The 18,163-nt window shown below is 61.6% G+C and carries 15 protein-coding genes; 6 read left to right on the top strand and 9 right to left on the bottom strand.

Translation table 11 applies throughout. The annotated features are described in order from the left end of the window. Nucleotides 1–64: 64 nt before the first annotated feature. From eda to ACETPF_RS20245, 7 genes are all read right to left on the bottom strand, one after another. On the bottom strand, nucleotides 65–736 hold the full coding sequence (gene eda / locus ACETPF_RS20275) for a bifunctional 4-hydroxy-2-oxoglutarate aldolase/2-dehydro-3-deoxy-phosphogluconate aldolase (RefSeq protein WP_373936425.1): 672 nt from the start codon (nucleotides 734–736) through the stop codon (nucleotides 65–67). Then, nucleotides 733–1,131, bottom strand: a complete 399-nt coding sequence (locus tag ACETPF_RS20270) for a methylglyoxal synthase (protein ID WP_373936424.1) — start codon at nucleotides 1,129–1,131, stop codon at nucleotides 733–735. Before ACETPF_RS20270 ends, eda begins: the two co-directional genes overlap by 4 nt. Then, a complete protein-coding gene (edd, locus tag ACETPF_RS20265; RefSeq protein ID WP_373936423.1) occupies nucleotides 1,128–2,963 on the bottom strand; it encodes a phosphogluconate dehydratase in 1,836 nt (611 codons plus the stop codon). Before edd ends, ACETPF_RS20270 begins: the two co-directional genes overlap by 4 nt. Then, complete coding sequence (locus ACETPF_RS20260) at nucleotides 2,960–3,625, bottom strand: 6-phosphogluconolactonase (protein ID WP_373936422.1); 666 nt, start codon at nucleotides 3,623–3,625, stop codon at nucleotides 2,960–2,962. Before ACETPF_RS20260 ends, edd begins: the two co-directional genes overlap by 4 nt. Further along, nucleotides 3,618–5,093, bottom strand: coding sequence for a glucose-6-phosphate dehydrogenase (zwf, locus tag ACETPF_RS20255; protein ID WP_373936449.1), 1,476 nt, complete (start codon nucleotides 5,091–5,093; stop codon nucleotides 3,618–3,620). The genes ACETPF_RS20260 and zwf overlap by 8 nt, the downstream gene beginning before the upstream one ends. A gap of 248 nt (nucleotides 5,094–5,341) precedes the next feature. Continuing rightward, the gene (locus ACETPF_RS20250) at nucleotides 5,342–6,322 is read right to left on the bottom strand and encodes an SIS domain-containing protein (protein ID WP_373936421.1); all 981 of its coding nucleotides are present in this window, start codon (nucleotides 6,320–6,322) and stop codon (nucleotides 5,342–5,344) included. A 39-nt stretch (nucleotides 6,323–6,361) separates the two neighbouring features. Next, nucleotides 6,362–7,210, bottom strand: a complete 849-nt coding sequence (locus tag ACETPF_RS20245) for a PfkB family carbohydrate kinase (RefSeq protein WP_373936420.1) — start codon at nucleotides 7,208–7,210, stop codon at nucleotides 6,362–6,364. Between the two features lie 298 nt (nucleotides 7,211–7,508). Between ACETPF_RS20245 and ACETPF_RS20240 the strand changes: the two genes are divergently transcribed. The 6 genes from ACETPF_RS20240 to ACETPF_RS20215 all read left to right on the top strand — a co-directional run bounded on the left by ACETPF_RS20240 (nucleotide 7,509) and on the right by ACETPF_RS20215 (nucleotide 16,541). After that, nucleotides 7,509–8,285 carry a GntR family transcriptional regulator gene (locus ACETPF_RS20240; protein WP_373936419.1) on the top strand — a complete coding sequence of 259 codons (777 nt, stop codon included), beginning with the start codon at nucleotides 7,509–7,511 and terminating at the stop codon, nucleotides 8,283–8,285. 264 nt (nucleotides 8,286–8,549) lie between these two features. Continuing rightward, nucleotides 8,550–11,429: a TonB-dependent receptor domain-containing protein gene (locus ACETPF_RS20235; protein ID WP_373936418.1), complete on the top strand. Its 2,880-nt coding sequence runs from the start codon at nucleotides 8,550–8,552 to the stop codon at nucleotides 11,427–11,429. A gap of 123 nt (nucleotides 11,430–11,552) precedes the next feature. Beyond that, nucleotides 11,553–12,275, top strand: a complete 723-nt coding sequence (locus tag ACETPF_RS20230; RefSeq protein WP_373936417.1) for an SDR family NAD(P)-dependent oxidoreductase — start codon at nucleotides 11,553–11,555, stop codon at nucleotides 12,273–12,275. A gap of 105 nt (nucleotides 12,276–12,380) precedes the next feature. After that, nucleotides 12,381–13,778 carry an MmgE/PrpD family protein gene (locus ACETPF_RS20225; RefSeq protein ID WP_373936416.1) on the top strand — a complete coding sequence of 466 codons (1,398 nt, stop codon included), beginning with the start codon at nucleotides 12,381–12,383 and terminating at the stop codon, nucleotides 13,776–13,778. Nucleotides 13,779–13,802: 24 nt separating this feature from the next. Continuing rightward, a complete protein-coding gene (locus ACETPF_RS20220) occupies nucleotides 13,803–15,179 on the top strand; it encodes an MFS transporter (RefSeq protein ID WP_373936415.1) in 1,377 nt (458 codons plus the stop codon). Between the two features lie 66 nt (nucleotides 15,180–15,245). Further along, nucleotides 15,246–16,541, top strand: coding sequence for a hypothetical protein (locus tag ACETPF_RS20215; RefSeq protein ID WP_373936414.1), 1,296 nt, complete (start codon nucleotides 15,246–15,248; stop codon nucleotides 16,539–16,541). Here the strand turns inward: ACETPF_RS20215 and ACETPF_RS20210 are convergent. Further along, nucleotides 16,517–17,782 carry a tyrosine-type recombinase/integrase gene (locus tag ACETPF_RS20210; RefSeq protein WP_373936413.1) on the bottom strand — a complete coding sequence of 422 codons (1,266 nt, stop codon included), beginning with the start codon at nucleotides 17,780–17,782 and terminating at the stop codon, nucleotides 16,517–16,519. The genes ACETPF_RS20215 and ACETPF_RS20210 overlap by 25 nt on opposite strands. A 122-nt stretch (nucleotides 17,783–17,904) precedes the next feature. Next, complete coding sequence (locus ACETPF_RS20205) at nucleotides 17,905–18,036, bottom strand: hypothetical protein (protein ID WP_373936412.1); 132 nt, start codon at nucleotides 18,034–18,036, stop codon at nucleotides 17,905–17,907. Nucleotides 18,037–18,163 lie beyond the last annotated feature (127 nt).

The following is an 18,163-nucleotide window of genomic DNA, read 5'->3' as shown; positions in this document are numbered from 1 at the left end:
GGCGACGGCAACGCCGGTCCGGCCGCCGGCAGCCCGTCGGCTTCTCGTCTCCACCGCGGCCGGTTCACGTGTCATTCGCGATACCTTTTCCATCCACTGGTGGGCGAGCGGCGACGGATTTCTCGGCAGTTCCGAGCGTGCTGGCCCTCAGTGCCCGCTCCGTGATCGCGGCCGGATCCGGAACTCCAGCAGGCACAAGCCAGCTTCCGCCGACGCAAAGCACCTCCGGCATCCTCAGCCAGTCAGGTGCGGTTTCCTGGGTCACTCCGCCCGTGGGGCAAAAGCGTACGTTTCGGAAAGGCGCAGCAAGACTCCGGAGGGCCGGTATGCCGCCATTGGCGATCGCGGGGAAGAACTTGACATGCGTGAACCCCATATCGAGCCCGCGCATGATGTCGCTGGCGCTGGCGACGCCCGGCAGGAGTGGAACGCCTCGCGCAAGTGCTGCTTCACCTAAAGGCGTGGTCAGCCCGGGCGCAACGACGAAACGGGCGCCGGCCTCGATCGCCGCGGCGAGTTGTGCTGGATTGAGTACGGTCCCTGCGCCGACAATCGTGCCCGGAACCTTTGCCATGGCCCGGATCACGTCGAGTGCCTGAGGCGTGCGAAGCGTCACCTCGAGGACAGACAGCCCCCCGGCGACCAGCGCCTCGGCGACGGGCACGGCGACCGCCGGATCATCCACCACCAGCACCGGGATTACCGGTGCAATCCGCATGATATCCCCGATGTTCACGGCCGTTCGTTTTCGCGTTTCGGCGGACCACTGGCCAGCAGGTGGTCCGCAGTGGTGCGATTGCAGGCAAAGGGGATGTTGTAGAGCACGGCCAGACGCGTGAGCGCCTTCACGTCGACATCGTGCGGCAGGGGCGACAGCGGATCGATGAAGAAAATGAGCGCTCCCATCTTCTCATTTGCGATCAGCGCCCCAATTTCCTGGTCGCCTCCGAGCGGACCGCTTTTCAGGCAGCGGATGTCCAGACCGGGATAGGATCTGGCGATCAATGCCCCGGTCGAAGCCGTGGCGACCAGACGAAGCGATCGCAGCTGATCGATGTGCTCGCCGATCCACTGCGTCATATCGCCTTTCTTGGCATCATGCGCGACGAGGCCCAGGTCATAGCGCATCATAGCCCCGCCATCGCCAGCATGGCCGATGCCCCCTGTTCGGCACCATCCGCGCCATGCCGCATCATCGCGAACAGTTCGCGGCCCGTGCCGAGGGCGGTAGCTGGCGGCTGCGCCGGCGGGCGTCGTTCGAAGACAACGGGTGCGAGGCGCAGCTCGAGCGTTCCCGTATGGGCGTCCAGCCTTATGACGTCGCCGTTGCATATGCGCGCGAGCGGGCCACCACCGAGCGCCTCGGGCGTGACGTGGATGGCGGCCGGGACCTTGCCGCTCGCCCCGGACATGCGTCCGTCGGTGACCAGCGCGACCTTGAAACCCCTGTCCTGGAGCACGCCCAGGGCGGGCGTCAGTTTGTGCAGTTCGGGCATGCCGTTGGCTCTCGGCCCCTGGAAGCGAACGACGACCACGACATCGCGATCGAGCAGGCCCGCTTTGAAGGCCTGCAGCACGGCATCCTGGTCTTCAAATACTGCCGCCGGGGCTTCTATGGTCCAGCGCCCCGGATCGACAGCGCTTGTCTTGAAGGTGCCGCGCCCGAGATTGCCCTGAACCAGTCGCATCCCGCCGTCGGGCTGGAAGGGACGGTCATGGGGGCGCAGCATCGACTCGTCGAGCGACGCCGCCGGTGCGATCTTCCATCGCAGGGAATCGCCTTCTAGCGATGGCTCCCTCGCATAGTCACCAAGGTCATCACCCGCGACGGTCAGGATGTCGCGATGGAGCAGCCCGGCGTCGAGGAGTGTCGCGATGACATAGGCCATGCCACCGGCCGCCTGGAAATGGTTCACGTCGCCCGATCCGTTCGGATAGACACGCGCGATCAGCGGGACCGCCGCCGACAGCCGGTCGATATCCTCCCAGTCGATGATGATACCTGCCGCGCGCGCGATCGCCGGGATATGGATGACATGGTTGGTCGATCCCCCGGTGGCGAGCAGCCCGACCGCCGCGTTGACAATCGCCTTCTCGTCGACGCAGGCCCCGAGCGGCCGATAGTCGTTGCCGTCCCAACCGATCTCGGCGAGCCGGTGGACGGCGGCGCGGGTCAGTTCCTGCCGCAGCTTCGTCCCCGGATTGACGAAGGCCGCGCCGGGAATGTGGAGGCCCATCACCTCCATCATCATCTGGTTCGAATTGGCGGTGCCGTAGAAGGTACAGGTGCCCGCGCCGTGATAGGAGGCGCTCTCCGCCTCCAGCAGTTCGGCGCGGCCGACCTTGCCCTCGGCGTAAAGCTGGCGGACGCGGACCTTCTCCTTGTTGGCGAGCCCCGAGGGCATCGGCCCGGCGGGGACCAGGATCGTCGGCAGATGGCCGAAGCGCAGCGCGCCGATCAGCAGGCCGGGGACGATCTTGTCGCAGATGCCGAGCAAAGCCGCGCCCTCGAACATGCCGTGGCTGAGCGCGATTGCGGTGGAGAGCGCAATCGTATCGCGGCTGAACAGCGACAGTTCCATGCCCTTTTGTCCCTGGGTCACGCCGTCGCACATTGCCGGAACACCGCCCGCAACTTGGGCCGTCGCGCCCACTTCGCGGGCGAAAATCTTCATCTGGTCGGGATAGCGGCCATAGGGCTGATGCGCCGAAAGCATGTCATTATAGGCGGTGACGATCCCGATGTTCATCGCCTTGCCGTCGCGGATGGCCGGCTTGTCCTCGCCCGACGCGGCGAAGCCATGGGCGAGATTGCCGCAGGACAGGTTGGGCCGGTGGACTCCAGTGTCGCGCGCGCGGCGGATGAGATCGAGATAGCTCCGCCTTGTAGCGGCCGATCGTATGATCACGCGTTCGGTGACCGCTCGTACCTGGGGGTGCAGGTCTGTGTTCCTGGGGTTCATGCCTCGGCCCAATGGATTGTGATGACGCCTCTGGCTCGGCGGAACAGGGCCCGCAGCGGTGACTCGTCCTGCCCCTCGAGCGCTCGATCGATTGCGGCCCGCTTTGCGATCCCGGTTCCGAGCAGCAGGGTCCGCTGGCTCGAAGCGAGTGCCGACAAGCTCCAGCTACGCCGAGGCACCGGAGCTTCTATTGGAATGGGATCGGGCGTGACCTCGATGAGCGGCGCGGCAGGCCCGCTGTCGATCGGCGACCCCGGAAACAGGGAGGCGATGTGGCCGTCGGCTCCAAGCCCGAGCACGACGAGGTCGAACGGCAATTTGACGTCTTCGTGCACATCGTTCCGGTCGAGGCAGACAAACCGCGCTCGTGAACCGCAGAGATCACCAAAGGCCTGTCGAAGATTGCCCATGTTGGAAAGGCGGTGGTCGGCCGGGACGCGCCGTTCGTCGGTTGTGGTGACGGTAATCCGGTTCCACGCGATCGGCGCTGCGGCGAGTGTCTGGAGCATGCGCCGGGCCGAACGCCCGCCGGGGAGCGCGACCGAGGTGCCGCCGCTGAGCGCGCAAATGCCGAGCCATGTTGCGGCCTCGTCCGCCGCAACCGAAGCGGCAGCCGCGCTGTTCGAATGCTCGACAAACTCGATGAGGCACGGACTATTCATGCCAGCTGACTCCTGCTCGCTCGGCCATGGCGATCGCGGCAGAAGGGCCCCAGGTTCCGGCGGGGTAGAGCTTCGGCGTCATTCCCGCCTCCGCCCAGCCGCGGCGAATGGCGTCGATCCACTGCCATTGCGCTTCGACCTCATCGCGCCGGACGAAGAGCGTTCTTTCGCCCTCGATCAGGTCGAGCAGCAGGCGTTCATAGGCTATCGGGCGCCGCGTCTGCGGAGCAAGGCTGGCATCTCGAATATCGAGGTCAACCTCGCGCAGACGGATGCCCTGGCGGTCGAGGCCAGGCTGCTTGGTCATGATGGCAAGCCGGATATTCTCCTCGGGCTGGATCGAGATGACCAGTCGATTGGCGCTGAGATCGATCCCGCGGCTTTCGAAGATCGAATGGGGCACGGGTCGGAACTGTACCACGATCTCCGACACACGCTCCGGCAGGCGCTTCCCTGTCCGCAGGTAAAATGGCACGCCGCGCCAACGCCAGTTGTCGACATGCGCTTTCAGCGCAACGAAGGTCTCGGTATCTGACGGGCGGCCCAGTTCATCGCTGTAGCCGGGAACGGGACAGCCTTGGATCGCACCGTTGTCATACTGACCGATGACGCTCTCTTTCTTCGCATCAATCGGCCGAAGCGAACGCAGAACCTTGACCTTTTCGTCGCGTACCTCGTCGGCGGCGAAGCGCGCAGGTGCCTCCATCGCCACGAGCGCCAGCAGCTGGAGCATATGGTTCTGCACCATATCCCGCAGCGAACCCGTGCCGTCATAATAGGATGTGCGGCCCTCGAGCCCGACCGTCTCGGCGACGGTGATTTGAATATGGTCGATGCCTTGCGCGTTCCACAGCGGCTCAAACAAGGCATTGCCGAACCGCAGCGCGAGCAGGTTCTGGACCGTCTCCTTGCCCAGATAATGGTCGATCCGGAATATATTCTCTTCGGGGAAGACATCCCCCACTGCATCGTTGATCTGCTGGCTGGAGCGAAGGTCCGCCCCCAGCGGCTTCTCCAAGGCGAGCCGCGCGTCGCTGATGGCCAAGCCCACCCGCTGGAGTCCTCTGATCGCCAGTTCGAACAGTTCGGGTGGCGTGGACAGCAGGATGGCCAGGCCCTGCGGCGGGCGCGCATCGAGGCGGTCACGAAGCTGATCGAATGTATCGGGGTCTGCGGCGTCGACGGCGACATAATGAAGGCGTGCCAGGAACCGCTCGATCAGAGTTCCGGGATAGCTGCCGCTTGCAATGAGGGGCGAGAGGACCTCGTGTGCGAGGCCTCTCAGGCGCTCGTCGTCCAGACTTTCCCGGGCTGCTCCGACAATCCGCAGGCCTTTCGGGAGAAGCCCGTCGGCATCCAGCTTGAACAGCGAAGGCAGGAGCATGCGCCGGGAGAGGTCGCCGGTGACGCCGAACAGCAGAAGGGTATCGCTTGTACCGATAACACTCGAGCGCGAAGCGCGAAGCATGGCGCGGGCTGTTCCTTCTTCGTCCCAGTTCATGCCGGACACGGGCCGGTCGAGTGCCGAATAGAGTAGATTGTCTTGCGCCACGTCGCTGGCCTTGGGGTCCGTCGGTAACGGCGCGTGGGAACTGGCCGTTTGACCGCCGGCTTGAACATGTTGATGCTGAGCCACGGGCGGCGCAGGACGCGGGCTCGGACTCGAGCCCGAAGCCGGCCGTGGCGAAGGGCATACGGTCGCCACGGCTCGGCAGCTCAGTATTCCATCCGCCACATGTAGCGGCGCACCGTCAGCGGATGGCCGCGCGCATCGGCAAGGGCGACCGCGTAAGCGCGGAGAACGGGGAGGTACACGAGGCCCGTCACGTATTCGCGCACGCTTTCGTCGATGTTGTCGAGGGGGAATTCGGCTGCGTCGAGTTCGAGCACCTTCTCGCTGTACTTGTTTGCGAAATTCAGGGCGCGCTGGTCGATCGCACGATGCTCTCCCAAACCCTTGAGGATCACGAAGGGCACGTCGAAATCCGTGATTTCGAAGGGACCATGGAAGTACTCACCCGAATGGATGGGCTGAGAATGGATCCACTGCATTTCCTGCAGGATGCACAAGGACCACAGGTAGGCGACACCGTAATTTGCGCCGCTCGACATGGTGTAGATGACTGAAGCGCGCTTGTGCTTCTCACCCCACGCGAGAGCCGCTTCACGCTGCTTCTCCCGCACGCTGTCCACGATCGCGGGCATCTGAGCCAGGCCTGCCTTCAGGGCGTCAAGTTTAGGATTGCCTTCGAACTCCGCCAGAACACCGAAGGCTAAGCGCAGCAGGATGCCGATCGGTGCATACCCCGTGCCCACGTCATTGCGAGCATCATAGTCGATACGGGCATGAACCGCTTTCGCGAGCGGAGATTCCGCTTCGACGGTCAGGCCGATGGTGTAAGCGCCGCGCTCCGCCGCATAGCGAGCTGCTGCTGCGGTTTCGGGTGTGTCGCCCGACTTTGAGCACAGTACAACGACACTCGAAGACCCCAACCGCGGCGATCTGCGCGCGATGAATTCGGCGGAGGTGTAAGCCTCGGCCGTGATGGACTTGGCTTCACGGTCGATGGCGTATTTCGGAACGTTCATCTGCGAAAAGGAACCGCCGCAGCCGACAAAATAGATCGTTGCAGGCTTTCCGCGCTCTGTGACGCCGGCCAGCGCTGTTTCGATCTGCTGTTCAATAGCCGAACTCATGTAGTTTTCCCTTGTTTGCCGGACTAGGCCGGACTGATTTCAAATTGTCGGAAGGATGAAGTCGTCGCCGGACGCTGGCTGGGCGTGGCCGAAGGCACCGAGCAGCGTGCAGGTAGCGGCCGCAAAGCTCGCCCCTTGCTCAAGCGCGAGCGGCAACGGCTTGCGTTCGGCAATTGCCGAGAGGACGCCTGCGACGAACCCGTCGCCCGCTCCGAGCGTGTCGACGACCGTCGTCGGCATTGCGGCTTGATGGTGCAGCACACCCTCGTGCAGGGCTACCGCTCCCCGCGCACCCCGGGTGGCAACGGCGAGGGTAACGCCCGCTTCCGCCCAGCTGTTCAGCAATGCATCGCACTCCTGATCATCAAGCTCGGAGGCCGAGAAGAATGCCGCGTAGAGGCGCGGGCCGAGCAGATGCCGTTGCTCGAGCGTCCATCGGTTTGAGAAATCGTAGGACAAGAGACCGGGCAGACCCGCGAGCCGGTCGATCTTGTCATCAAGGTCGCTGTTGATGCTGGTGTGCAGTACTGCGAATTTGCTGAGATAGTTTAGTACCTCGGCGTCCAATTTAATTCGCGCGCGCACACCGGGCGCGGCGCCGGCAAAGACCCGATCACCGTCAGTATGCCGAACGAGTGCACGTCCATTAGGTCCGGGGTCACGAGAGCAATGGCTGATATCGACGCCCTCCGCGGCGAGCGCTTCAAGAACCAAGTCGCCGTATTTGTCTTGACCGAGGCACCCCACATAGGCGGTCTCGATCTGCGCTCGCTTAGCAATGACGGCGACATTCACCGCATTCCCGCCAGGAAACATGACGGCTTTGTCGACGTAAACGTCGACCGTGTTGTCGCCAACGCATGCCAGATTCGGCTTGGTAGATTGCATGGTCTCGATTTGCCCCGAAATGCTCTGGTGAAATGCGGCGAATATGCCCCGGCAATGGGTGCCGCTCCCGCATCAACTAGTCCACTTGTGCTATCTGGTATATACCAAGCTCTGAGTCGTCAACGGGAAATTGGAACCAGGCAAGAATTATGACTTGCATGCCACAGGTTGCTGGGCTGCTCATTCAGTGATTGTGGTATGGCCAAGTGGAGCGCCGTAATGTCGCACCTTCGCGGACTGCGACCTGCTGCACGAGCGGCGGATCGCATCGCGGCCATGTCCACTTAGGAGGAACCCTTTGATTAACGCGTCAGAACACAGCCTGTCACATGATCCCGGCAAGCCCGCCTACATGCAGATCCAGGCGTATATACAAGACCTTCTGGCCGGCCCCGACTATGGCCCAGGTGACCGAATTCCTTCCGAGCGCGTCCTCGCGGAGCAACTGGGCCGGAACAGAATGACCGTCCGCAAGGCAATCGACGGCCTTATCACGATGGGGCTACTCGAGCGTAATGGCACTAGCGGCACGAGAATCCCAAAACCCCGAGTGACCCGCCCGATCGATCCTAGTACCTCACAGGGTATCCATCGGGTCATCCAGGCGGGCGGGGGCACTGCAGGCAACAAATTGCTCCACTTCGAGCAGGCTCGAGCTTCGGCAAAGGTGGCAAGCCGCCTGAAGCTCGCCGAGGGCGCCGAAATCGTCATGTTCCGTCGTTTGTGGACGGCGAACGACACCCCCGTGTGTATCGAGACCAGCCACCTGCCATTGTCCCTTGTGCCGGACCTCGCGGCCCAGGACCTGATGGCGGGGGAATCACTCTACGACCTTCTGCACGGTCGGTACGGTATCGGCGTGATGCATGGCGAACGAGAGATCGGAGTTGCAACGTGCACGGAAATGGAAGGTCGCTTGTTGAACCTCAGTCCGGGAACATCCTGCCTGTCATTGCAGCTTCAGGTCTTTGACGAGAAAGGCCATCCGATAGAGTTCATGAGGTCAGTGAACCACCCGAAATTGGTGGTTTTCAAGACGGTGCAGGCCAGCATGTCGGGCGTTGGGTCGAAGTGAGCTTAACCGCTGCAGGCCGAGATGACACGGTCCCCGAACCCTCTCTCAAAGATACAGGAATATACCAACACTCCTGAATCGTCATCGATCTGAAAAATTTTCTTGCATCTGGTATAGACCAGTTGCATGTTGGTCTAGTCGGGCTCGCCGAGAATGGTAGCCGATCTGGATCAATCATGGACTGGCCGAGGGCAGCATCCGCGCCTGGTCAATGTCCTCTTTTGGCCAGATCGCAAGCGAGCGAGAGATCGAAGGGGAGACATGATGAAAATGGGGAATCGTACGCGCCTGCTGACTGCAACTGCGCTGGTCGCAAGTGGCATCTTTTCGTCGCAAGTCGTTTTTGCACAGGACGCGAGCCCGGCTTCGGCACCCGCCTCGCCTCAAGAGGCTGAATCCAGCGCAAGTACTGGTGACATCGTCGTCACTGGCACCCGCGTCGTTCGCGACGGTTACCAAGCGCCTAATCCGGTATCAGTTATCGGCGAACAGCAGATTGCGGCCAAGGCACCCGTGAACCTCGCGGATTACGTCAATCAAATTCCCGCGCTGGCCTCTAGCGCGACAGCTCGCAATAGCACGCCCAGCATCAGCAACGGCACCGCTGGTATCAATGCGCTCAACCTGCGCAACCTCGGCGTCAATCGAACGCTTGTCCTGCTCGATGGCCAGCGCGTCGGCGCTGCCTCGCTTCAGGGGTGGGTAGATATCAACGGCTTTCCGCAATCGCTCGTCAAGCGTGTCGACATTGTGACGGGCGGCGCCTCGGCAGACTGGGGCTCGGACGCCGTGGCCGGCGTCGTCAACTTCGTCCTCGATAGGACGTTCAAGGGTGTGAAGGGTGAGGCGCAAGGCGGCGTCACCACCTACGGCGACGACCGCAACTATAAGCTTAGCCTCACGGCCGGGACCGACTTCGCAGATGGCCGCGGACACATTCTCATCGCCGGCGAGTTGGCCCACAGCGACGGTGTGACGGGCTTTGGTGGCCGAGACTGGTACAAGTATCGCAAGGTCATTACGAATCCCGACTACACTGCAACTAACGGGCAGCCTCGGCTTGTGGTTCGTGACAACACCGGGTTCAATAACGCTACGCCCGGCGGGATTATCACTTCCGGACCGCTACGGGGAATTTACTTCGACGAGGGTGGAACGCCAAAACAGTTCAACTATGGGCCCATAATTGGCGGCAACTTCATGAACGGCGGCCAGTATCAATATGCCGACTGGGCGAAAACGGGTGACCTTGCTCCTGAACAAGGCCGACAGAATATTTTCGCTCGCGCAAGCTTCGAACTGACAGATCATTTTGAGGTCTTCGCACAGTTTTCGTTCGCCCGCGCTACCACCGGCATCGCCTTCGGCACGCTGCCCAGGTATGGCAACATTTCGATCAACAGCGACAATGCGTTTCTGCCAGCCAGTGTCGCAGCTCAAGCCGCAGCACTTGGCGTGACGTCGTTCAATATGGGGTCCTTCGTTTACGACATCGGGCCGGTCATCAGCAATACGCGCCGTACCAATTACCGACCGGTGATCGGTGCGCGCGGTGATTTCGATGCTCTTGGAAGCAATTGGACCTGGGACATCTATGGACAGGAAACGATCACGCACAGCTATGGCGAGATCAAAATTCCGATCACTGCCAACTGGCTTCGTGCCATCGACGCCGTACGAGCACCGAATGGGACGATCGTTTGCCGCTCGACGCTGTCTGATCCGACCAATGGCTGTGTCCCCTTCAGCGTTTTCGGGACAGGCGTGAATAGTCAGGCTGCTGTCGATTATGTGAAGGGCACGGCCTGGTTTCGGCAAAACCTCAAGCAGCGGGTTGTCGCTGCAAACCTCCGAGGCAATCCCTTCTCGACTTGGGCAGGACCGGTGTCAGTGGCACTCGGAATCGAGAACCGGCGTGAAAGCGTAAGCGGAACGGTCGACGCGCTCGATGCTGCTTCGCTGGCACAGGCACAGGCGACTGGCGCCGCGCGGGTGTTGCCATATCAGACCGGAAACTATCTGCCGAGCTTTGGCTCGTACACCGTTACCGAGGGCTATCTCCAGACGGTCGTGCCGCTGGCCAAGGATTCCGCGTTCGCCAAGAGCCTCGATCTCCTCGCAGGCGTCCGTGGCACAAACTATAGCACATCGGGCTATGTGACGACCTGGAAGGCCGGCCTGACCTACAAGCCGATCGACGACATCACCTTCCGCGTCACCAGATCGCGCGACATCCGCGCGCCTAACCTTGCCGAGTATTTCCAACAGCAACAGGCGGGTTCAGCGACAATCACGGATCCGCTACGGGGTTTTGCTCAGACCACAATCTTCCAGATCACCTCGGGCAATCAGAGTCTGCAGCCCGAGCGAGCCAATACCTTCAGCGCGGGCATCGTGTTGCAACCCAGCTTCATTCCAGGTCTGGCCGGGTCATTCGATTACTGGAACGTCGACATCAAGGACGCGATCACGACGCTGGTTGCGGGGGATGTGGTGAACCAGTGCGCGGCGGGTAACGCTACCTTCTGTTCGCGGGTGAACCGGAATGCCGCCGGCGTGATCACGACCGTCACGTCCCAGCCGATCAACCTAGCAAGGCAGAAAGCTCGAGGTCTCGATTTTGAGCTCAGCTACGTGCGGCCGATGTTCGGAGGCACCCTGCGCTTCCGGGGCCTGGCCACTCGATACCTGAAGAACGAAACGAACAACGGTATCACCGTCCCGATCGACCTGGTTGGAAACAACAACGGGAATGGCGCAGATGCCACCTCGCTGCCGAAGTGGAGCTACAACGCAACGTTGGGCTTCGACCGGGATCCCGTCGCCTTTCAACTGACCGCTCGCGGCGTAAGCGCCGGTGTGCTGAACACGACCTACGTCCAGTGCTCCAGCAACTGTCCAACCTCGACGGTGAGCGCCACTACGATCGATGACAATCATGTCGCGGGCGCGATCTACTTCGACGCGAACGTCACTGTGAAGGTCGGACACGGGGTCGAGACGTTCCTATCGGTCGACAATATCGCCAACAAGGATCCGGCTCAGGTTGCTTGGGCGGCCAATGGTCCTCCCCATGCCGTAAACCAGTCTCTGTATGATGTGATCGGCCGGACGTTCCGGGCGGGCATCCGGTTCAAGATGTGACTTTTGCGAGGGATGGCGCCCTCGCGCCGTCCCTCCCTAATCGTTCGCGGTTCAACGGCAGGAATATGTCACTGAGTACGTTTCAAGGCTCAGTATCGAAGCTAACAAATGACGGATGATGATATGAGCAAGACAGATGCGCCGAAACCCGTGATCCTGATTTCCGGTGGCGATGGAGGGATCGGATCGGCAATCGTCGAGGAACTGACGTCGCACGGATATCGTGTGAGCATCGGATCACTCGACGTAAACGTGCTTGTCGAGAAATTCGGGCCGGAAACGGACGATAAGCTTTATGTGCCGTTCAACGCTTTTGACGCTCCCAGCGCAGAAGGATGGGTTTCCCAGACGATCGAGCGATTCGGGCAGATCGATGGCCTGGTGAATTCGATTGGCGGTGGTCGGCGCGTCTCGATCCTGGACGACGATGACGAGGGGCTCGACGAACTCTACGAAATCTATGTTAAAACGCCCCTGCGGCTCACGCGTCTTTGCTTGCCGTATCTCGAGAAATGCGGTCGCGGTCGCGTCGTCAACATCGCATCGCTCGGCGGCAAACGCATCCGCAACGTCGTGGTCGGCTATGGGGTCTCGAAGTTTGCACAAGTGGGGCTCACCCACGCGATCAGAACCTACGGGTGGGACAAGGGCATCCGGGCTACTGCGATCTGCCCAGGCTGGGTCCGGACGGCCAAGAGCATGAAGTCTCCTACCTTGAAGCTACAGCCTGAAGAGATGATCGATCCCGCTACGATCGCGCAACTCGTGCGGACTGCGATCGAATTGCCCAACAACGCTGCGATGGCCGAGATGCTCGTCAACTGCGAATTCGAGGACCTGTTCTGACGCCGACGAAAGCCGCTCGCCCGAGACTGCCTCAGTCCGCAGACTCGGGACTGAATCAAAGAGGGTTTTAACACCTTTAATTTGCATTTTCGGGAGAGACTTGGCGTGTCGATAGGCACATTTCATGAACTTGAAGAGCGTCTTGCGAGTTTCGTTGTACGCGACGCTCCTGCCGTCAGCCCCGAGGAGCTTCAGCAAGCGGCGCGCCACGTTGCGGACCTGATCGGCGTGGCCTTGGCGGGCGCCGGTCTTCCCGACACCAGAAGACTTCGGGTGCTGACAGCCGAAGCGCCTGCAAGAATGGCCGGCGCCGCCAGGGTCTGGGGCACGCGGCACTGGGCACCACTGCGCGAAGCGGGCTTGCTCAATGCCTATGCAGGCCATGTGCACGACTTCGACGACGACGAGATCGAATATTCGATGGCTCACGTGACCGTCACGGCAGCGACGGCGGCCATCGTTTGCGCTGACAGTCGCCCCGGGATCAGCGGGCATGAAGTGCTAGTAGCCTATCTCTTGGGGACCGAAGTGGCGTTCCGCGTCGGAGAGATCATAAACCCCTATCACTATCGACGGGGCTGGCACGCGAGCGCCACGCTCGGAACCTTTGCCGCATGCGCTGCAGCCGGCAGGCTCCTTGGCTTGTCCGTGGCACAGATGCGCCATGCTTTCGGTATCTGCGCATCGTTGGCTTCGGGTCTGCGCGCCAATTTCGGCAGCGAAGCAAAACCGCTCCAGGTCGGTCAGTCCGTAAGGAACGGCATATTCGCCGCGGAGGCGGCCATGGCGGGTATGACCGCATCGGCCGGCTCGCTGTTCGGTCCCTCGGGATATGCCTCCCTGTTCGAGCAGGATCGAGACATGGCGACCATCATCGCAGGCTTCGGCAGGCCGTATCGGTTTCTCGGCGGGAGCATGGCGATAAAGGCCTATCCCTGTTGTACCGCCACACACACCGCGATCTATTCGATGCTGGCATTGCGATCAGAGCACAGATTCTCCAGCGAAGAAATCGCATCGATTGTTTGCCATCTGGACCCGGCGCAGCCTGCGATCCTGATTTACGATCGTCCGGTCGACGGCACGCAGGCCAAGTTCAGCATGCAGTACTGCCTTTCGGCTGCCGCGACCTTCGGCGCCGTTGGGATAAAGGAATTCGAGGAAGCGGCGGTCAACGATCCGAGCGTTCGCGATCTCATGGAGCGTGTTGAAATAGTTCCAGACCCGGGCGTCCCAAAAGGTCCCAGTGGAGCTTCGAATGCATCAACCTTGCAAGTCGCCCTCAAGAATGGTGCTATGTTCGACCGGTTCCAAGAGTGCGTACCGGGGAGTCTCGGCCAATCATTGAGCGATGAAGATCTTCACGACAAATTCGTGGAATGCGTTGGCGATGCGAAGCCCGCAGACGCGTCGCGTGTATTTCATCTCCTGATCCAGGCCGGCTCTCATCCATCCTTTTCCGGACTGCTCGACCATCTGCCATCGAATGTGAGGATGCATTGAGCGTAGCGGTATCCAGCAAGGGGCGTGTCCCGCCAGTTCGAATCGGCTTGGTGCAAGCACGCAACAGCCGCCCGGCCGTATCCGGCCTCCTCAGTCGTGGAAGACGGCGCGATGACACCATTTGAAAATGTTCCGGTAGGCCGCTTTCATCGGCGCTTAGTCATCAGCGCCGGTAGCGGCCAATTCTCCGATGGCTTCTCGATCGGTATCATCGCGATCGCGCTCAGCCTCGCTAAGGAACCGCTAGGGCTGAGCGGATGGTGGATGGGCGCCTTAGGTGCCAGCACCCTCTTCGGTTTGTTCTTCGGCAGCCTGATCGCCGGGTCAATAACCGATCGGTACGGCCGGCGACCCATGTTCAACTGGGGTATGCTGCTGTTTACGATCATCGCGGTGATGCAATATCTCTCACCTTCGGCTCAGGTGCTATTCGCAGCCCGATTTTTGCTCGGTGTCATCCTCGCCTGTGACTATGTAGCATGCAAGGCGATGGTGACGGAATATTCGCCATCCCGAAACCGCGGCGTGAATCTGAGCATTCTCGCCTTGTCGTGGACCTCGGGCTATCTCTGCTCCTTTATTGCGGGCTATGTGGTTCGCAGTGGCGGACCAGAGGCATGGCGCCTCGCACTTCTGGCCAGCGCGGCGCCCTCGTTCATAGCATTCCTGTTGCGCTGCCGGATTCCCGAATCGCCGCTCTGGCTCGCTCATAAGGGGCGGATGGAAGAGGCCCGCGGAGTCGTTTCGAAGTATATTGGGCCAGGAATCTCGCTACCCGCAGTGGACCAGTTCCACGTCGTCGTCTCCCAAAGCGCGGCCCGGCTATTCAAGCCGCCATTGCTTAAGAATCTCGTCGTTGGCTGCGTGTTCTACGCGTCTCAGGTAATACCTTTGTTCGCGCTCGGAACCTACCTTCCGATTGTGATGGCGAACCTGGGGCTGGGCGATGGATATACCGGCGCGCTAGTCTACAATATCCTATTCTGGTTGGGTGCCTTGATTGGTCCATTCATTATAGACCGGATGCCGAGGCGTAAGTTGCTTGTCGGCGGCTTTGTCGTAATGGCGACCCTGCTCGCCATTCTGATCGGCTGGCGCGCAGCTCCCGCGCTGGTCACCGTTTCGCTTTTCGCGGCGTTTGCCTTCGTGTTGTCGGTCGCCGGAATTCTTCAGTTCGTCTATCCGCCTGAACTCTTCCCGACCGAACTGCGCGCACGAGGGCTTGGGGCAACGTTGGCGTTTAGCCGGTTCGGTACGGCAAGCAGTACCTTTGTTCTCCCCGCAGTTGTGGAAGGATATGGAGTATCGGCTGCTCTTGGGTTCTGCATGGTCGTCATGATCTTCGCGGCCGTTGTATGTTATGCGTGGGCGCCTGAAACCCTTCGCAAGCCGCTTGAATAACGACAAGCCCGATGGAGACGTCGATACATCCCGGCCCCTGTAGCCGCGGCAACATCGGTGTTTCACATGAGCGACAGACAGGCTGACAACGGTCAAATCAGCCGACGAGAATTGTTCGATCGCATCTGGTCGACGCCAATGACCACCAACGCGTCGGCACTCGGTACAAGGGCGTCGGCGCTTTCGACCTTGGCACGGCGCCTCGGCCTGCCGCTCCCGCGCGCCGGACATTGGATGAAGAAGGAGGTCGGCAGGGAACCGCCGACACCGGACTATCCGGCAGACCCGCAGTTGGACGAAAAGAGCTATCCACTTCCGCGTCCGAAGGTTCGCAATACGCCGACACGGCCGCTAGCGCCGACTGCGGTCGAACTGCCAAGGCCGCCGGAGGTCCCAGTTTTACTGGAGGCGGAGGATCTGCTCCCCGCGGAAGGTGGCGGCGCTGTCCGGACAGAAAGTTCCGAAGCAGCGCAGGTGAACAATGTCGGAGAGCAACGCAAGGTCGCTTCCACGCGGACAGCGATCGCGAAGAGCCATTCAGCGGACCGGGCATCAACGGGCGGCCGCGGCAAGTTCCGCCTGCTCGTCGCGCCGGCATCGGGAGCGCGCGCCTGTTCCATTCTCGACAAGCTCGTCGCAACCGTTGAGGCCAGGGGCTGGCCCCTCGACAACACGGAGAAGGGCTACGCCATCGTCACGGACGGAGAGACGGTCGGCCTGATGATCGAGGAGAAGCTGGACCGGTTGCCGCACATCGTCACGGCGGCCGAGCTCAAGGAAAAGGCCGAGTATGATCGCAAATGTGCGCTGGCCGATCGCGGGATCGGCTATCGGCCATGGCGCGAGCCGCCGATCCCCGAGCATGACTATGTGCCCAATGGCGAACTCGTCCTGAAGCTCGACCATGACTATGACGCTGGCGGCACGCGCCGGACCTTTTCGGATGGCAAGCGCCAGCGGCTCGAGGACCTGATCCCTTCGATGATCGATTCGCTCGAGCGCTGGTCCGTTGCCGTGAAAGCCAAGCGCGAAGAACGCGCCGAGTGGAAACGGAACTGGGAAGAGCAGGAGCGCCGCAGAAAGGACCACGAACGGCAGGTCCGCGTGGAAGGCTACCGGATCACGTTCCTGCAACGCCAGGTCGAGCGGAAGCGCGAGATCGATGGCTTGGCTGGTCTCATCGATCTTTGGAGCGCCGCCGAGGATCCTGACACGAAATTTGCCGAGCTGCTGGAGTTCGCATGCCTCTACCGGAAATGGCTCGAGACCAAGCTTGCGCCGGATGCCATCGCCAAGCGGATCGCCGATCTCAAGCTGATGGACGACGACGTCTACATCTACGACGCGAAACGTCTCGATTGATCGTCTGGACCGAGCTGCGCATTGCCCCGGAAGTTGGGCTTCAGCAACTTGGCGCCGTTGCGCAGGCGGTCGAGCTCGTCCGACCACCACTGCATCATCGTGACCCGCTCTTTCCAATATTCGCCGCGGGTGTAGGCGCGGCGCACGCCGTCGCGCTCGACATGGGCAAGCTGCCTCTCGATCGCGTCGGGATGGAATCGTCCGCTCTCGTTGAGCAAGGTCGCCGCCATAGCGCGGAAGCCGTGGGCACACATCTCCTCCTGGGCGAAACCGAGGACGCGCAAAGCCGCGTTGACGGTGTTCTCCGACATCGGCCGCCGATCGGTGCGGAACGAAGGGAAACAATAGCTGCCAGTCCCGGTAAGCTCCCAAAGCTCCTCGAACATGGCCCTCACCTGCATCGAGAGCGGCACGCGATGGGCGCCACGCATCTTCATCTTCTCGGGCGGGAGGTTCCAGACCGACTGGTCGAAGTCGAACTCGGCCCATTCAGCCTGCCGGAGCTCCCCGGGGCGCACGAACAGATGGGCCGAGAGGCGGAGCCCATAGAGGGTGATGGCGTGGCCCGTATAGCCCTCGATCGCGCGCATGAGTTCGCCTGCGCGCTTGGGATTGGTGATCGCAGCGTGATGCTTGGCCTTCGGCACGGTGAGCGCGCCACGCAGGTCGCCGGTCGGGTCGCGCTCGGCGCGCGTGGTGGCGACGGCATAGCGGAAGACGCGGCCCAGCACGCTGCGCATCCGGCGGGCGCTCTCATAGCGCCCGGTCGCCTCAACCGAGCGGAGGACAGCCAGCACCTCCTGGGTGGTGATCTTGGCGATCGGCCGATTGCCGATCTTGGGATAGGCCATATCGAGCAGCCAGCGGATCTTGCTGAGCGTGATCTCGGCCATGTCCTCGCGCTCGTTCTTGGCGATCCACTCCTTGGCCACCGTCTTGAAGGTGTCGTTCTCCTCGACGCGCGCCTTGGCCCGCGCGACCTTCTCCTCATGCGAGGGGTCGAGGCCGGCCGCGACCAGCCGGCGGGCCTCGTCGCGCTTGCCGCGCGCGTCGGCGAGGCCCACTTCGGGCCAGGCGCCGAAGGCCAGCGTGCGGTGCTTGCCGCAATGGACATAGTTGAAGCGCCACAGCTTGGAGCCGTTCGGTCGCACGAGCAGGTATAGCCCGGCGCCGTCGGAGAGCTTATAGTCCTTCGCGGCCGGCTTGGCGCTGGCCACGGTCGTGGCAAAGAGGGTGGCCATCTGGGGTATCGCCTCCAAAAAGGGAGGAGAACGATACCTTCCGAGATACCCGAATTGTTCTCGATTGGTGCCGTATCCGCCCGGATTTCACCGGACGGTTATAGCATAAGAATCGACGGATTTCAGCCATTTCCGGGACATCCTCGGACGTCACCGGAAGAACAAATGGTGCCCAGAAGAACACCCGAACCGCTGCGGTCTTCATCCTCATCGAGTGCTGTGGCGCGCTCTGTGGTATGGGCGGTCTTGGTCATGGACGGGGCTCGGTGATAGATCGGCATAACGGGGGATGGACTTGTAACGGTTTTGTGCCGGTCACTTGAGAGTTTAAGGCTCGTTCAAGGAGACCGACGAGATGATCAAGCATAGTGAAGAGTTCAA

The sequence above is a fragment of the Sphingobium agrisoli genome (assembly GCF_041877245.1).
Classification (GTDB): Bacteria; Pseudomonadota; Alphaproteobacteria; order Sphingomonadales; family Sphingomonadaceae; genus Sphingobium.
The sequence above is the reverse complement of the archived record's forward strand: the minus strand, read 5'-3'. Positions and strand labels throughout refer to the sequence as shown.

Bases quoted from the DNA above. Each gene is read 5' to 3' on its own strand.
- edd (WP_373936423.1), bottom strand. From the start codon at position 2,963: ATGAACCCCAGGAACACAGACCTGCACCCCCAGGTACGAGCGGTCACC.
- ACETPF_RS20250 (WP_373936421.1), bottom strand. From the start codon at position 6,322: ATGAGTTCGGCTATTGAACAGCAGATCGAAACAGCGCTGGCCGGCGTC.
- ACETPF_RS20230 (WP_373936417.1), top strand. From the start codon at position 11,553: ATGAGCAAGACAGATGCGCCGAAACCCGTGATCCTGATTTCCGGTGGC.
- zwf (WP_373936449.1), bottom strand. From the start codon at position 5,093: ATGCTTCGCGCTTCGCGCTCGAGTGTTATCGGTACAAGCGATACCCTT.
- ACETPF_RS20245 (WP_373936420.1), bottom strand. From the start codon at position 7,210: ATGCAATCTACCAAGCCGAATCTGGCATGCGTTGGCGACAACACGGTC.
- ACETPF_RS20270 (WP_373936424.1), bottom strand. From the start codon at position 1,131: ATGATGCGCTATGACCTGGGCCTCGTCGCGCATGATGCCAAGAAAGGC.
- ACETPF_RS20260 (WP_373936422.1), bottom strand. From the start codon at position 3,625: ATGAATAGTCCGTGCCTCATCGAGTTTGTCGAGCATTCGAACAGCGCG.
- ACETPF_RS20210 (WP_373936413.1), bottom strand. From the start codon at position 17,782: ATGGCCACCCTCTTTGCCACGACCGTGGCCAGCGCCAAGCCGGCCGCG.
- ACETPF_RS20215 (WP_373936414.1), top strand. From the start codon at position 15,246: ATGAGCGACAGACAGGCTGACAACGGTCAAATCAGCCGACGAGAATTG.
- ACETPF_RS20205 (WP_373936412.1), bottom strand. From the start codon at position 18,036: ATGACCAAGACCGCCCATACCACAGAGCGCGCCACAGCACTCGATGAG.
- ACETPF_RS20235 (WP_373936418.1), top strand. From the start codon at position 8,550: ATGAAAATGGGGAATCGTACGCGCCTGCTGACTGCAACTGCGCTGGTC.